Below are 15,896 nucleotides of genomic sequence, written 5' to 3'. Positions count from 1 at the left end.
ATTAAAATGACTACAAATAAGCAGCCACTACTAAAGAATACCAGTGGCTGCAGATAAGCTAGATTTTATAGTATTGCTCCCATCCTTTTCTTGGCGGCGCTCCTACTAACAACGAATTAGCTAATGTGTTGTTCGTGATTTGTTTCGTCTTGCGATCGAACTGTAATTTGGTATTTAATTTTTGAGCCATCACACCTAAGGAGAATACTTGGCTTAATGGTCCAGCGATTTCAAACGGCGAACGCGTCTTCTCTTGTCCCAAACACGCCTTCAAGAAGTTCGCGTAGTGGTTCGAAGGACTTGCTTGTACCTCTGGTAATTTCAAATCTTTTGCTGCATCACCTAAAATCGACAGCGTACTTCCGTGTGATCCTCCTTTGAAGGTTAAATCCTTGCTATAGATGATTTTACCAGGGTTTAATTTCGCTGGTTGAATCTTTCCGTTTCCAGCTGGTGGAATGTTCGGATCTAATTCGTTTGTTCCATAGTTCGAAGGTACTGGAGGGATGTTGTTCACTCCGTCATACCAGGTGATGTCCATCGCTGGCATATTCTTGCGCTCTGGGAACTTGAATTGAATCGTAGACGACATCGGATAGAAGAAATTATTGTGTCCATCCGCTCTTAACATATTGATTTCTGTAGGTAAGCCTAGTTCCAAAAACTCGTGTGCCGTATCCATGATATGAGCACCCCAGTCGCCTAAGGCACCTAAACCGTAGTCAAACCAGCAACGCCATTGTCCATTGACAAAGTCTTTTTGGTAGTCATGTGGCTGAACCACCCCTTGCCAAATATCCCAATCTAAGGTAGATGGAATCGATTCTGCCTCAGGGAATTTCGTGATTTTAGGATCCCAATTGTGCCAGCGACGAGGGGAATTCATGTGAGCCGTCATCGACGTCACATCTTTGATGATTCCAGCCTCTTTCCAAGCTTTAAATTGGAAGTAATTTCCTTCTGAGTGGCCTTGGTTACCCATTTGAGTAACCACTTTCGGGTGCTTGCGCGCCGCCGCCATCATTAATTCGATTTCATTAAAGGTACGTGCCATCGGCTTCTCTACGAAAACGTGCTTGCCTAAACCTAAGGCCATCATCGTAATAGGGAAGTGAGAGTGATCCGGAACACCAATTGAAACGGCTTCGATCTTCGATCCCATTTTGTCAAACATTTGACGGAAATCTTGGAAGCGAGGCACATCAGGGAATTTCTCTAATACCTTGAGTGTTTGAGGTGCGCCCATATCCACATCACATAAAGCAACAATGTTCGCAAGTCCCGTATTGTATAAGGACATGACATCTAATCCGCCCTGATTTCCGATTCCGATGCAAGCTAGATTAACTTTTTCGCCTCCAAAATTAGACAAGATGTTAGGGAATGCAGCAGCAGCTCCTAATAGGCCGGCATTCTTCAAGAAATCGCGGCGCGAATTGTGTAGTTGATTCATGTTGTAAGATAGGTTTGCATTTAAAAGCCAAAGACTTAGTTGAACTACTCTTATAGAGGCACAAAAAAAAGATGAAAGAAAAGTTCTTTCATCTTGATGCACACCAAACCACTAATAGAATTTGTAATAAGCGAAGGTAGGTCTATTTCTCGGTTATCAAACACCGGCCTCTCACATTATCAGTTTACTGATAAAGCGATGCCGCTAACGCTAAATTTACACGCATCTTTTCACGTAGTTCCGCGGGCTCAATCACCTGTATTTCAGTGGCATAGCGAAATAGGAAGTGCTCCACATCCTGATTTATTTCAAGGGTTAGTTCGAATATAAAAGTGTCCTTTTGTTTTTGGGAAGGATGAATCGGGTATTTAGGGAGATAGGATAGGATCCAAGAATCTGCTCTGACCTGAATAAGAATCTTTTCAGCCGCCTGAGTCCCTCTAAAAAGTCCGAGACTTTGTTTGAAAAAATCAGCGGGTTGAAATTCCGGGTGAATGCGTAGGTTAACACGTTCAGAGCTGATTCGAACCTGTTCAATTCGGTCCAGGGCAAATACGCGAAGTTGATCTAAGGCTATTTTTGTGTTGGATTCTGTTATTTCCTGGAACAACAAATACCAGCCCGTGTACCAGCCATTATTGTATTCTTTGATCAGTAGGGGTAAGGCAGTAATTTTTTTAGCGGAAGAGGTCGTGGTCAATCCTTTGTGCGTTATTTCGATGGGCTTCTTTCCTGCGATTGCGTCCACGAGAAATTTGACGTGTTCCGAACCAGACCGATCTCCTTCATTTATCAGTTCAATCGCCGGCCAATTCGCCAGTTCTTCGTGGCGCATCAGGTTATTTTCTAACGAAATGGCTCTCAGCTTATTCACGATCCCGTTTCCATTTCCACCCGTAAACAAGTGTTTATTAAAGTCGATGATGGAGGCGATTTGGTCTAATTCCTTTTCCGAAAAAGAAGGAAAGGCACTAATGTCATCTCGGATATAATAGAATCGATTCTCGGACTTGGAGTAGCGAATTAAATCGCCCTCCGTTTCCTCTAAACTAGGGTAGCGTTCGGCAAGATGCTCTTTCAAGGCCTTGATGTCACGGCTGAAGCTGCGTTCGCTATAGCTGACTTGATCAAAGTGTTCCGAAAAATAGTCACTCACCGTGGCTGCGCGTAACGCAAAGGTCTTTCGCAGAAAGAGGTTATTAAGTTCTTTTAGTCGATCTGTCGTATTCATGAGGCGAATCTAGTAGATTTTCAGTAGTTCGCCAACTTTTGGCGGACTACTAGTGCAATTTTGGGTAAACAAAAACGATAACGACATGAAAAATTTCAAAACTTTACTTGTTCTTCCTTTCTTTTTTTACGCGACAGAAGGCTATGTGAAAGCTTTCAAAGTACCTGGTAATCAGCTAGCGATTGCTCTTTTTGTCTTAGTGAATTTTATCATTTGTCTGGCACTGATTGCGGCAGATTTTCAATTCTTTGGTACTTCAGATGCGGATGGTTTTTATACCCAGGCGGTATTAGCGGAAGGTTTGTACCTCGTAGGTGGGGCCGGATTGAATTTGTTCTCTGAATTGGAGCAGCGTTAGTTAGAACGCTCGAATTGGAATCTCAAAACGAATTCGTGCGTCTGATTCGTGATTTTGGAAATCGTATTCGTCGGCATTTCGTATTGATAGCCTAGGTAAACGGTAGGGCTAAATTGCACCCCTAGATTGACACCGATGGCATTTTCATTGCGATAGCCTACACCTAGGTCGAGTAATTCATAAAAGGATCCGGTAAGGTTGATGTCATAACTTAATGGCAAGTCAGCCGCCGCACGTACGATCGCATTCGTATGAATACTCACTGCTTGATTTAGCACCTGCTTCTTCCCGATCATCCCATAATAGAAGGATGCGTCTTTGTATTTACCCGTTTGTAGGCCAAAATCATTCCACAACATACGTGGTTGCGAAATACTCACATAGAACTTATCTTCCTTCGCTAAGCGAATTCCCCAGCCTGAATTGATCTGCAATCCGGTAGAATAGTTTTGGGTAAACAGCTCATCTGTTTGGTCTAATAAACTCAAGCCCGCAAAGTCCAAAGCTAAATTCGTCACACCCACTCGAATACCCCCAGACAAAGCCCATTTATCATTGATCAACGAGTGATAAGCAAAATCACTATTCACGGAGGTCGCTTTTACTGGTCCTAATTGATCTAAAAATGCGGTGAAACCCACGCCCATCTTTTCCCCCCAATTGAAATTCCCCATCAAGGCAGTAGTCACCGGAGTGCCCGGCATGGAAGTCCATTGATTACGGTTAACTAGGAGGATTTCATTTTTATCGCTAGCGCCCACGAAAGTCGGATTAATGACTTGTGGATATAATCGAAATAAGGAGAATACGGGGTCAGTCTGGGCCTTGATTTGGCCAGTTAAAAGAAGCAAACATCCCACTAATAGAAAACGTAATCTCATTTATTTCTTTAATCGATTGATGTAAATATAAGTAGAAACTCGAGGTCTCACGCCATTATAATCTAAAATATAGAAATACACGCCATCCGGTAAGAGCCCATCGCCCGCCAAAAGTGGATTTCCACGGTTCGTCTCTCCACCCCAATTATTCGCATAATCCTTCACTTCGTAAACGATGTCGCCCCCACGATTGAATACGGTCAAGGTATTCGGCGTCGTCCGCATCACCCCTGGAATGACTAAATAATCATTTTTTCCATCCCCATTTGGTGAAATTCCTTGGAAGGCCACGGGGTCACAGGCATCCGGATCAATTCGGTTATCAACTCCATCATGATCGCAATCAGGCAAACCTCCATAGTTCAAATCATTCTCCCACTCATCTTTGATCTCATCCCCATCGGAATCTAGGTCATTATAGTCTGGCAAACCATCCTTATCCGTATCCACCGGATTATCGCGATCCCCGCCTATCTCCACGATATCAGTATAGCCATCTTTGTCCGTATCATAATTGACATCTTCCAGCACCGTAATCGTCGTACTATCGATACCAGGCCCGGTTGTATTCGTCGCAGTCACCACATACGTACGCGGTTTCGCCGGCCAGGTAGGTGTACCAGATATTAAACCTGTTTTAGGGTCAAAATTTAATCCAGCCGGTAAAAGCGAATCAATTTTAAAACTATCGGCAATACCTACAAGCTCAGGTTTAAAGCTAACAGGCACCCCTTGCCTAAACACACCCGGAATCGGATATTTGATCTCAGGGAAGGCAATCAGTACCTTAATGGTGACGATGAAGCTATCATATCCAGTAGAATTGCTAGCCGTTATCGTGTAGTCAACAAAATCTTGTGCTTTCGTCGGAGTCCCTGTTATGGATCCCGTACTCGGATTCATACGTAATCCAGCCGGTAAAGGTTTATCCACCGTATACAAAGAAGGGGTGCCTTGGACGCGCGGATTCAGGGAATCAATTTTGATTTTTTCGATGTAGGTCTGCGGCGTCAAATAGCTCAAACTGCTCGGTCTCGGAATAACGGTCGCGATTCGGATCGTATCGGTTGTCGAAGCTGTGCTATTCGTAATGGTTACCACATAGGTCGTCGGAGGTGATAAAGCCGTAGGTGTTCCTGAAATGATACCCGTCAATGGATCAAAATTTAGTCCCGCCGGCAGCGGTTTATTGATTCGAATGCTCGAGATAATACCTTTCGTGGAAGGTACAAGTGGAGGATTCGGGACGCCCGCAATAAACAGATCCACTCCCGTGTATACCGGATTAATTTGAGCACCTAAAACGGGTTCCGGATAGCTAATGCGTGGTCTCGCAATTAATACCGTGATGACAAGACGAGCTCTAGCGGAACCAGTCGTATTCGTTGCCGTTACCCAATATTCGGTTAGTGGAATGGCCTTTGTCGGCGTCCCGGAAATGATCCCAGTTAAAGGATCAAGTCGTAACCCGTCTGGTAATATTTTGTCAATCGTGTATGTATCTACTTTCCCAAGTACACTCGGATTTAAAGGATTAATCGTGATTTCTTCCTCGTAAATAACCGGGGTATTGTATTTTAAGTTTTTCGGAGGAGCAACCAGGACTTCTAGGTCCAAAGGTGCAGACGTAGATCCTGTCGAGTTAGACGCCGTTACCACATAACGAATTACGCCGGTGAAAACACTCGGTTTGCCCGTGATTTCTCCTGTTGCCGTATTAAAGGTTAGTCCGAGTGGTAGTGCTTTGTCGATGGTGAACGCTGTCGCCAAACCACTATAAGTAGGTCTGATCGGAGCCAGCGTACTATCTTGAATAAGACGGGACGGGCTGAAGTATGCCAAATTAGACGGTGGCGCGATCACCACAGAAATATCAATACTTGCCGTGGTAGATCCCGTACTATTTCTAGCAGTTATGACATAAGTTGTCATCGAACTCAAGGCCGTAGGAGTGCCGCTGATAATACCGGTGGCAGAACTGAAATTTAGACCCGCCGGAAGCGTGCGGTCGATGGAGTAAGTCGCGACTGTCCCTGAAACGGATGGAGCGATGTCAGGAATGAGGAAGTTTTGGTATAGAACTTTAGGCGTCGGATACACTAAATTTCGCGGTCTTGCAATCAAAACCGTAATCACTACATTCGTAGAGGTCGATCCCGTACTGTTCGTCGCCGTCACCACATAGGTGGCAGTAGGTTTAGCTAAAGTAGGAGTTCCAAAAATTCTCCCCGTCGATGTATCCAAAATCAATCCCGCCGGCAAGCTTGGACTAACCGAATAAGATGCGACCGCACCCGTCACATTCGGATCGAGCGGTGTGATATCAATGCCCTCTTCGTACACCTGAGGAGTCGCATAAGACAATCCGGAAGGAGCCGGAATTAAGACGGTAATAGGCAGCGCATACGAACTTGAACCCGCCACATTAGTAGCCGTAATGGTAAAAATCGTTCTCGGTATCGCCTGGGTAGGAGTCCCTGAAATCTCTCCCGTGCTTGTATTAAAATTAAGCCCAGCAGGCAATGCTTTGTCAATCGAATAAGACGCCACAAAACCCGTCACCGTGGGTGTCAACGTGCTTATCGCCGTACCAGTAAAATAAGTAGGCGGATTAATATACCTTAAATTCGTAGGCGGCGGAATGGTCACTGTGATGTCCAACGTAGTCGAACTCGAATTCGTCGAGTTTGTCGCTGTAACGGTGTAGGTCGTTCGAGGCGATTGAACCGCGGCTGCGCCGGAGATAATTCCCGTGCTTGTATCGAAATTCAGACCATTGGGTAATCCTGGACTAATGCTATACGTATTCACCACGGTCCCGTATTTGTTTGGACTTAAAGGCGTGATGGCTACCGTCTCATAAAACACATTCGGCGTTGTATAAGTGATTTGCGGGCGGGCGATGAGGACAGTGATGTTTGTGGTGGCCGTCGTGAATCCCGTAGTATTTCGTACTGTGATGGTATAATTTGTACTTGGATTCGCTAAAGTAGGAGTCCCGGTAATTTGACCCGAATTTGGATTAAAGTTTAATCCAGCAGGGAGTGTGGGGAAAATTTCGAAAAGATCTGTAATTCCAGTTACACTCGGATCAATAGAGGAGATAGGAACTCGTTCTTCAAAAAGTAAGGGACTTGCATAGCTCAAGTTACTTGGTGCCGCAATTTTGACGCCAATGGTGATGGGAGCAGTGACAAAATCTGTGGAGTTGCTCGCTCGAATGATGTAGACCGTATTAGGGCTAGCTTGCGTAGGAGTTCCAGTAATTTCCCCTGTAGTGGGGTTTATATTCAGCCCCGCAGGTAAACTAGCCGCAGTAAATGTGATTTCTGTACCCGTGATACTCGGCGTTATTCCGGTTATAGGAACTCCTTGCGTGAATTCGTGCGGAGATGAATAACTAAAGCCACTTGGAGGAGGAATAACAACTCGAATGCTCGTCGTGTAAATAATGGAAGCTGTACTGTTAGCTGCCGTTATCGTATAAATAACAGGTGGACTTAATACCGATGGGAATCCCTTTATTTCGCCAGTCGTTCCGTCAAAAACAAGTGCCCCTGGCAAAGTTGGACTAATGGTATAACTTGAAACTGTTCCCGTTATGGTGGTAGGAGGAATAGGCGTGAATGGCGTATTTAGATACAGGGTAATCGGGTTGGGGTACGTTAAATTGGTAGGCGGAGGAATAACCACATCAAATGAAATGGTTTGAGTGAAATCGCCATTCGCATTTGAACCTTTGATGACATAAGAATTAAAGCCAGTAGTCTGAGTAGGTGTACCTGAAATGGCCCCGGTATTAGGATCTACACTAAGTCCACCTGGCAACGCAGTGATAGGGGTATAGGTTGTTACAACACCTCCTGTAGGTTCTCTGACAGGTAATATGGGTGTTATGGGTGCTCCTGTGTAAAAACGGTTCGGAACAGAGTAAGTAAAATTAGGTCGAGCAATAATTACCGCGATATCAATATTTGAATCCGTAAAACTTGTCGAGTTAGATGCCCTAATTGTATACCTTGTCGTCGGACTAGGCACTTGTGGCGTTCCTGAGATTTCCCCCGTAGAAGCATCAAGGCTTAAACCACTGGGTAAAGTAGATCCGGGAGCCATGCTGAAAGTCACCCCATTACCTGAAACAGTAGGCCGAAATGGCGTAATGGGGGTATACTGCGTAAAAGTATAGCTAGAGGTTTGGAAACTTAAACCCGAAGGCGGAGGGATAACTACCGTAAATACGACAGTAGCGGTCGTCGCACCCTGACTATTTCTTCCTTCGACAACAACGGTTACTGGATTTGAATTTAAGGCGGTAGGAATTCCTAATATATCCCCTGTATAAGGATCGATTGACATTCCCGGAGGCAGGGTTCCACTAATTATACTGAAGGTCTCAAAATAACCAATTGAACTTGCAATCGGAACCAGATTTTGTTGATTGACAATGAGTTTGTTAGGTGTATTATAGCTAAGAAAAGCGGGAGCAGCTAGATTTATCTGAACGGTGGCTGTGTAATTATTGGAGACACAGCCTGTGGTTGTGTTTTTGACATTGACGCTAAAATTATAGCTACCTATTTGCCCAAACGGGATATTAACTGTTAACGATGAACCGCCCATTGCCGCATTTGAAATAGGAGTAAATCCAGTCATATTGATGGCATTCGCAGAAAATTGAGATGGATCGTTCGTAGTTGATGTGTAGGGAATAGCGAATGATCTATCATTCGATGTAATGGCTGGAACTGCACCTAGCGTTATGGTAGGTAAAGGGTTTACAACGATGGTAATCGGATTACTAGCAGAACTAGTAATGCCTCCCACTGTTGATTTGGCTGTATATATGCCAGCTTCAGAAACAGTAATTGTTTGACCTGTCGATCCAAGAAGTACATTGTCTTTATACCAAGTGATATTCCCGCTTAGATTGGAAGTTAAAGTAGTTGAACTTCCTTGGCAAATGGCTTCTGAACCTTTATTTTCCCATAATTCAAAGGTTAGGGTACCATTATTATTCGTATCTCCATCTGTGAAATTATATTTTGAACCACCCGCCCAGGTACCTATGTAGTATTCGTAAATATGATCAGATGAATAGCCTACGGGAAAGTTAGGTAAAGGAGGACATGATCCGTTTAATTTCCAGGTCGCCTCCGTACATGTTGAATTCAGGACAGGTGAATCAGTTCCAATGGGATTTGTAATATTGGAATTATAATAAGCGGCATCCATGTAGAGAGCTGTAGAGGCTATATTTGTCCCGAAAGTGCCCTTTACTTTTATTTTGTAATAATAATTTCCGTTCGTGGAGGAAGAAATTTGACTAGAGGTTCCAAAGTTTGACCTCATATTTTTCAGATCTTCTCCTAACTTAAACCAGCCGGATGTGGTTGTGCTCCCTGATATCATAGGCGCCGGACTCACGGATTGAGCTCGGGTTATAAATTGGACGCACAGGAATAAAAAGAGAAATAATTTTCTCATGTATGATGAAGAACAGATATCCTTTAAAATTAGGGAAAATAAATGGTTATTAATTTATTTCCCCTTCCAATAATTCGCCAGCGCTGAACCATTAATATTCATAATAGGCCCAAAAATCGCAGCCGGCAAACCTAGCGTCCCTACTTTGCCCATCGCCATGGCGAGGCCAGAGGCTAGACCCGCGTTTTGGAGACCTACTTCTATGGCGATCGTCCGACAATCTTGCTCTGGCAAACCACTTACCCGTCCGCCCCAATAACCTAAAATAAAACCAATGACATTATGCAATAAGCAAGCGATCACGAGTAGGGGGCCCACCGCTAATAGGGCATCTCTGCCGTTTGCCGTAATGATCACGACGATCGCGCCTACACTCCACATTGAAATAGTGGGCAATGCATTTTCAAACCATTGGAATCGTGCTCCAATGAGTCGATTGTACAAAACTCCGATGCAGATGGGAATTATGATGAGTTTACTTATTTCCCAAACCATTGCCATCAAATCAATTTCAATTAATTGCCCTGCCAAATTTTTCATTAGCAGTGGCGTTAACAAGGGAGCAATAAACGTAGCTATGGAGGTTAGCGTGAGGGATAAAGCTACATTGGCTTTGGCCAGATAAGACATCACATTAGAGGCTAATCCACAGGGCATGCAACCTACTAAAATGATACCAGCTGCAATTTCTGATGGAAAATTAAACAACTTTGTCAGCCCCCAGCCCACGAATGGCATGATGGTAAATTGAAAGAAGACCCCTAAAATTACCGCTTTAGGAGAACGAAGCACTTCTGCGAAATCGCTAATTTTCATCGTAGAGCCCATCCCGAACATGATGACCTGCAATAGGGGGATGATCAATGCTTTGGATTTAAAGTCACCAATTCCCAAAAAGGGATCCGGAAAAATCAATGTAACCAGGACAGCAACAATGATACTAAAGGAGAATCTTAGTCCTTTCATTTTTTGGTTTTTGCTGTCAATTTAAGAAAAATTAATTATTCAGCATTCCCTTTGTGACCCAAGCTTGGATTTGATTTATTTCACAGCTTCCTAACTTTGAAGTAGCGGAAGGCATGGGTTTGTATCCAACTGCGTGTGTAATGGAACCTACTAATCGTCCATTAGCCGCCTGCACTTTCACGACAGCATAAGTCGAAAGATCAATACCTGCTGAAGGACTTGCTGCACTATGGCAACCCACGCAATAGGTTTTAAGAACTGGTGCAACAGACGCACTGTACGTGACATTAACGGTATCGCAATTAGCCGTATTTGAACAAGAATTGTTCTTTGCTCCTTGTTGAATCCATTTTAAAACTAGGACTTTTTGTGTTGGATTGAAGGCTGCAGCTGGGGCAGGAGGCATTCGATCTTCTCCAGTTTCGTTCAAGCATTTGTACAGATCGCTAGAAGTGGGGGATGCAGGATTTGCTTCTCTTCGTATGTTTGTATAATCCGTCAAAATCACTCCGTCTCTATGACTAATTGCATCATGACAGCCGCTCATGGCACAATTTGAGGTAATTAATGGTAACACGGATTGTTGAAAATAGATGGTGTCTGGGCTGCAATTAACGGCGGGTGTTGAGGGAATGATGGGGATAGTGGTTGTATCCACAATGACTGGTTGATTGGCCAAAGGGGTATTTTTATCGTTCAAGCACGATATCAAGAGAAATACTCCGAAAATAGAGCTTAGGATTCTCATTTTTTCGTGTAGTTCATCTTACTAGACACCTTCACTACCTCCGCGATTTTGGCGAAAACGATTTTGGGAATATCCACTTTGTAGTCGACTAAGCGCACTTCGAACTGACAAGTTAAAGCAAGCGTAGAACCAGTCGAAACAATAGTCCCTTTTAATTCGATAGGACGTGTCACACCATGAATAGTCGCAGAACCGGAAGCAGAAATGGGATAAGTGCCCGCCTTCGTTAAATCGACATCTTCCTTGATTTTACCTTTGAAAGTAGCAGAAGGGAATTTTTCGCTTTCCAAATAATTCTCATTGAAATGCTCCTGCATTAATTTATTCGGGAAAACGAAATTCGTAATACGCATTTGGACTGCCACTTCGTTCGTTGCCGTGTTGATGATGCTGCTCACGGATTTGTTTACGGCATCGATATCCTCCATGGGAGTCTTGGAAAAGAAGGATACTTCGCCATTAGTAGTAATATATAATTGTGCCTTGGATTGGAATCCAATGAATAGTAGGGCTAAAAGAAGTAATTTTTTCATTTTTTCTTAGGTTCTAAACTGAAAGTTCGGGCGATGTTAAAGCCATAAAAGATGTCGCCGGCACCCCAGGTTCCTGTGGTTTGGCCTATAAAATGTTTTTCGGTCATGCCGCGCGAGTTGGTCATGTGAAACTGAAAGACGTGTCCGCCCGTTTCGATATCCACCCCCACTGAAAAGGAATCCTGGTAGGGATAAGCTGTACCTGCGCCTTCTTCGTAATCTTCTTTATCCACGATATTCTTATAATATTCAGCAGAAATACTGAAGCGGTTCGTCAACTTATAACGACCACCTACTCCCATCGAAAGCAGGTTATTATCTAAATAAATAGACTCCGATTTATTTTTATGGAGCACCGTAGGCATGATTTGTAGCGATAATTTATCAGAGAACTTTCTAGCGATAAGAACTTGCCCAAAATAGGATTGTCTCTGTAGGTTATTCTCGTAGCGCATCACATTGCCGATCGATGTCGTATAGCCGGTAGGCATGGTGTTCGTGGCCATTCCTCCGTAAAGCGTTGCAGTCACCGGCATTTTATTCGATTGAGCGAGCACTTTGTATTTTCCATACAGGTCATAGGTCTTCTCGATAGTCGAACGACCAGCCCCAAGTAGAATTCGATCAGTTAAGGAATATTCAACCCCTAGACGGATTTTGGCCTCATCTAAACCGAAAAAATTGTCAATAAATCCTGAATTTACGGAGCCGAAACGGTGGGAAATCCAGAAGTTCAAATGCTGCTTCGCCAGAGTTTCCACTGTTTGCCCATTAATCAAACGGGTCCCTTTAAAAGTTGCCTGCGTGTAGGTCGTCTTTTTTGCATCCTCTTTCTCCAGCATGGCTAATAAGTCATCCTGAGCGAAAAGGGGCGAACTGATGAAAAGAAAGAATAGTAGCTTTTTCATTAGGCGTAAATTCTTAGGCTAGTGCCTGTTAATGTGGTTTTATAAGCTTGGATTCCTCGGCTACCGTTTGCATTTGTGCCTGCACCGGTAATTGAAAAAGTAGCGCCGTGCTGGGTGCAATAAAATCCTCCACCACTGTAAATGACATTGGCCTTGTTCTCATGTGAGCAAACTTGGGTAACAGCCGCGAATGCGGTGGCCGAAACACGGGCGATGACGATTCCATTCGCAATCACATAATTTCCGGTCGTATTCAATTTTGAGTAAGTGGCAGTGCTTAAATCTAAGGTAAAATCGACGCTGGAGGCCGGAGAAACTGATTCGTTTTTGCAGGAACTTAAACTGGAGGCACCGCAATAAACGGCTAGAAGAGCGGCTCCTTTCAAGCCCATGGACTTTAAAAACTCGTGGCGTTTGATTTTATTTTCCATTTGATAGAGGGTTTAATGTTAGCAATTTAAGATTTTAAACGCGCTAAGTAAATGATTATTATCATCTATCGATGAACGATGCAATGAAAATGATGAACGGGCAGATAGGGGAGATGAAGGTAAATGGTTATATTTGAAGATAATTCAGAACAAATGCTAGAAAATTTCCTACTTCGGTACGCACTTAATTTACTCTTTACCTTTATTGTGGTGCGTTTTATTTACTATCCGAAATACCGCAATAACGACTTCGTATTTACATTTTTCTTGTTTAACACGATCTTATTTGTGCTGTGTTATTTGCTCGCGGAGGCAGATTTGAAGTTTGGATTTGCCTTTGGTTTATTTGCCTTGTTTTCCATGTTTCGCTACCGGACGGTCACCGTTCCGATCGGTGAAATGGGCTACTTTTTCTTAGTGGTTACTCTTGGAATTATCAATTCCTTAGCCTCTTTAGTGAATTTAGAGATGCTTTTAGTGGCGAATTCGGTCCTAGTGGCGATGACGTTTTTATTAGGTCGCACCTTGTCATTGACGCATGAGAATTACCAAACACTAAACTATGATAACCTGGGATTAATTAAACCCGCTGAGCGTGCAGAACTATTGAAAGATTTAGCGGATCGTACAGGCTATCCCATTCATAAAGTGCAAGTAGTGAAAGTGGATTATCAGCGGGGAATTGCACAATTAAAGGTGTATTATTTTTCCAAAGAAAACGAGTCAGCTCCGCTCGACCTAGATGCATAAGTTTCTTTTTATCTTATTTCCCCTGTATGTTTTCGCCCAAAAAGACACCTTACAAGAGGTTCGGGTGGAAGGAATTCGTTCTGAATTGACGAGTGACCCGACGAAAAAAGTCTACCAAGTTGGGGCTAATTTGACGAATGTAGGAGGTAATCTTTTCGATGTGCTGAGTAATATCCCCTCCATTTATGTGACCAGCGATGGAAATGTGAACTACCGGGGTAACCAAAATTTGACCATTTATTTTGATGGTAAACCCGCCGGGATTTCTAGTTCTTCTCGCGCAAATGCCCTCAGTCTCTATCCCGCTGATCAAATCGATCGCATCGAAATCATTTCGAATCCTGGGGCGAAATATTCAGCCGAAGGAAGTGCCGGCATTTTGAATATCATTTTGAAAAAGGGAACGAAAACGGAATCGCTTCGTATCAATTCGAATGTGGGCACGAACGATAAATATGCCTTTTCTGCAACGTATGCAAAAGGGTTTAAGCGATGGACGCATTTAGTGGATGTGAATCTCCGTCAAAACATCCGCAACAATTACCAATACCTCTACCGAGAAAATTCCAGTGCCTTCGGCGCTGCGCTAATCTCGCAGACCACGGATGAAGTGAATCGGGATTATAATCAATCCATTCGCTTAAATTCAATCTATAATTTGAGCAAAGATCGCTCTTTCGGAATATCGTTTATCGGTCGACATTCCTCTGATCATAATTCGGAAATTCGCTATAACACGAGCGAATTTGATTACGCCGCGGATCGATTGTATGCGCGGGATGCGGATAAAAAAGGCCGGGACTTAGGCTTCGATTTGAATCTGTCTTATAGTCCTAGTGCGAATGGGAAAATTGACTTTTTATGGATCCAAAACCAAGGCTCTGACGCGAATTCGTTCTTTCAGCAGTATTATTTTGGCGATTTTGAGACCCCTAATCCGAACATTCCGGTTCGTAATGAGCGCTCTTCTGCCAGTAGCGCAAATTCAACTCTGTTGTTACAAGGAGATTGGACGAAGTCCTTTGCGAAGCGAGGCCTCTTAGAGTATGGATTTAAATTCAATTCCCGTTTCTTTGAAAATGACTTTCTATACGAAAAGCAAAAAGAGGGAATATACCTGCGCGATGCGAAGCGTTCGAATGGTCTCGTTTATCGAGAGCACATTCAAGCCGCTTATGTGTCCTACGTTTATGAAAATAAATATGCGACTTTAAATGCAGGTCTTCGGGCAGAGGCCACCGAAATCGCTGGCGATATTCAGCAACAATACCTGAATCTGTTTCCTTCTTTCTCGCTTGTTCACCCGCTCTCAAAATCATCAAATCTGTCTTTTGCTCTTTCTAGTCGCATCACTCGACCAAGTTATAAGTCCTTGAATCCTTTTATTTCTTTCGCCGATCCGCTGAATTTGAATTCAGGAAACCCTGAATTGAAGCCAGAGAAGGCCTTTTTGTACGAACTCACGCATACAAAGGATTATGCATCCCTCTCCATTTCGAACACGGTATTTTATCGTGACATTAGTGGTTTAGTAGGAAGGGTTCGCACTTTTTTAGCCGGTGACACGACCTTAACTCGTTATGAGAATATTGCCAAATCTCGTGCTTGGGGCATCGAGAACCTCAGCACTTGTTCTATCTCAAAAGCCTACAAGGTCACGCTTAATACTTCCCTTTTTCAATCCGATTTGGAAGGATTTATCAACAATTCAATCGTTTCTCTGAATCGCTGGAGTTGGAACTCCCGTTTGAACCAGCAATTCAAGTGGAAAAACAACTGGTCAGCTCAGATCTCTGGCATTTTTCAATCCGCCCAAATCAACACCCTAGGCATCATCGAACCCTATTATACGGTTGATCTAGGATTGAAAAAGGATTTTGGCAGACTCTCTCTGAACGCCCGTGTGAACGATGTGTTCAATACGCAAAAAACCATCTACGATTCCCGTCCCTTCGGTCTCATCAGTGACCTTGAACGCAAAAAGGAAACCCGTATTTTCTACTTCGGTTTTAGCTACAAGTTCGAGACGAAGAAGATGAAAGAAGCGAGAGAGAGGAAGAGGGTGAACGAAGAAGAAGTTGAATTAGATGATTTTTAATCATCTAATTCAACTTCTTCTTCGTTAAAAGCACAAAGCATAAAGAATAAAGAAT

12 protein-coding genes are annotated in these 15,896 nt (G+C 43.4%); 3 read left to right on the top strand and 9 right to left on the bottom strand.

Annotated features, from left to right (window positions below; genetic code table 11):
• Positions 1–58: 58 nt before the first annotated feature.
• Entirely contained in the window at positions 59–1,453 is a 1,395-nt protein-coding gene (locus V7S74_RS09010) for a Gfo/Idh/MocA family oxidoreductase (RefSeq protein WP_406778427.1), read from the bottom strand.
• Positions 1,454–1,637: 184 nt separating this feature from the next.
• On the bottom strand, positions 1,638–2,684 hold the full coding sequence (locus tag V7S74_RS09005) for a helix-turn-helix transcriptional regulator (protein WP_406778426.1): 1,047 nt from the start codon (positions 2,682–2,684) through the stop codon (positions 1,638–1,640).
• Positions 2,685–2,769: 85 nt separating this feature from the next.
• On the opposite strand from V7S74_RS09005, the gene V7S74_RS09000 reads away from it, so the two are divergent.
• Positions 2,770–3,042, top strand: a complete 273-nt coding sequence (locus tag V7S74_RS09000) for a hypothetical protein (protein WP_406778425.1) — start codon at positions 2,770–2,772, stop codon at positions 3,040–3,042.
• Here V7S74_RS09000 and V7S74_RS08995 read toward each other — a convergent pair.
• The 7 genes from V7S74_RS08995 to V7S74_RS08965 form a co-directional block, all read right to left on the bottom strand.
• Positions 3,039–3,923, bottom strand: coding sequence for a PorP/SprF family type IX secretion system membrane protein (locus V7S74_RS08995; protein WP_406778424.1), 885 nt, complete (start codon positions 3,921–3,923; stop codon positions 3,039–3,041). The genes V7S74_RS09000 and V7S74_RS08995 overlap by 4 nt on opposite strands.
• Positions 3,924–9,272, bottom strand: coding sequence for a putative Ig domain-containing protein (locus tag V7S74_RS08990; RefSeq protein ID WP_406778423.1), 5,349 nt, complete (start codon positions 9,270–9,272; stop codon positions 3,924–3,926).
• A gap of 189 nt (positions 9,273–9,461) precedes the next feature.
• Complete coding sequence (locus V7S74_RS08985; RefSeq protein WP_406778422.1) at positions 9,462–10,373, bottom strand: bile acid:sodium symporter family protein; 912 nt, start codon at positions 10,371–10,373, stop codon at positions 9,462–9,464.
• 31 nt (positions 10,374–10,404) lie between these two features.
• Positions 10,405–11,052, bottom strand: coding sequence for a hypothetical protein (locus V7S74_RS08980; protein WP_406778421.1), 648 nt, complete (start codon positions 11,050–11,052; stop codon positions 10,405–10,407).
• Between the two features lie 65 nt (positions 11,053–11,117).
• Positions 11,118–11,654 carry a YceI family protein gene (locus V7S74_RS08975; RefSeq protein ID WP_406778420.1) on the bottom strand — a complete coding sequence of 179 codons (537 nt, stop codon included), beginning with the start codon at positions 11,652–11,654 and terminating at the stop codon, positions 11,118–11,120.
• Positions 11,651–12,562, bottom strand: coding sequence for a DUF5777 family beta-barrel protein (locus V7S74_RS08970; protein WP_406778419.1), 912 nt, complete (start codon positions 12,560–12,562; stop codon positions 11,651–11,653). The genes V7S74_RS08975 and V7S74_RS08970 overlap by 4 nt, the downstream gene beginning before the upstream one ends.
• Positions 12,562–12,993, bottom strand: coding sequence for a Rieske 2Fe-2S domain-containing protein (locus V7S74_RS08965; protein WP_406778418.1), 432 nt, complete (start codon positions 12,991–12,993; stop codon positions 12,562–12,564). Before V7S74_RS08965 ends, V7S74_RS08970 begins: the two co-directional genes overlap by 1 nt.
• Before the next feature lie 153 nt (positions 12,994–13,146).
• On the opposite strand from V7S74_RS08965, the gene V7S74_RS08960 reads away from it, so the two are divergent.
• Entirely contained in the window at positions 13,147–13,743 is a 597-nt protein-coding gene (locus V7S74_RS08960) for a DUF4956 domain-containing protein (protein ID WP_406778417.1), read from the top strand.
• Positions 13,736–15,841, top strand: coding sequence for a TonB-dependent receptor domain-containing protein (locus V7S74_RS08955; protein WP_406778416.1), 2,106 nt, complete (start codon positions 13,736–13,738; stop codon positions 15,839–15,841). The genes V7S74_RS08960 and V7S74_RS08955 overlap by 8 nt, the downstream gene beginning before the upstream one ends.
• Positions 15,842–15,896 lie beyond the last annotated feature (55 nt).

Origin of the sequence: Aquirufa novilacunae (assembly GCF_045310505.1) — a bacterium.
In the GTDB taxonomy this organism is placed as follows: Bacteria; Bacteroidota; Bacteroidia; order Cytophagales; family Spirosomataceae; genus Aquirufa; species Aquirufa novilacunae.
This window is presented reverse-complemented; position numbering and strand designations above follow the sequence as displayed.

Coding starts and splice junctions, on each gene's coding strand:
- V7S74_RS09010 (WP_406778427.1), bottom strand. CDS start 1,453: ATGAATCAACTACACAATTCGCGCCGCGATTTCTTGAAGAATGCCGGC.
- V7S74_RS09005 (WP_406778426.1), bottom strand. CDS start 2,684: ATGAATACGACAGATCGACTAAAAGAACTTAATAACCTCTTTCTGCGA.
- V7S74_RS09000 (WP_406778425.1), top strand. CDS start 2,770: ATGAAAAATTTCAAAACTTTACTTGTTCTTCCTTTCTTTTTTTACGCG.
- V7S74_RS08995 (WP_406778424.1), bottom strand. CDS start 3,923: ATGAGATTACGTTTTCTATTAGTGGGATGTTTGCTTCTTTTAACTGGC.
- V7S74_RS08990 (WP_406778423.1), bottom strand. CDS start 9,272: ATGAGGTCAAACTTTGGAACCTCTAGTCAAATTTCTTCCTCCACGAAC.
- V7S74_RS08985 (WP_406778422.1), bottom strand. CDS start 10,373: ATGAAAGGACTAAGATTCTCCTTTAGTATCATTGTTGCTGTCCTGGTT.
- V7S74_RS08975 (WP_406778420.1), bottom strand. CDS start 11,654: ATGAAAAAATTACTTCTTTTAGCCCTACTATTCATTGGATTCCAATCC.
- V7S74_RS08970 (WP_406778419.1), bottom strand. CDS start 12,562: ATGAAAAAGCTACTATTCTTTCTTTTCATCAGTTCGCCCCTTTTCGCT.
- V7S74_RS08965 (WP_406778418.1), bottom strand. CDS start 12,993: ATGGAAAATAAAATCAAACGCCACGAGTTTTTAAAGTCCATGGGCTTG.
- V7S74_RS08960 (WP_406778417.1), top strand. CDS start 13,147: ATGCTAGAAAATTTCCTACTTCGGTACGCACTTAATTTACTCTTTACC.
- V7S74_RS08955 (WP_406778416.1), top strand. CDS start 13,736: ATGCATAAGTTTCTTTTTATCTTATTTCCCCTGTATGTTTTCGCCCAA.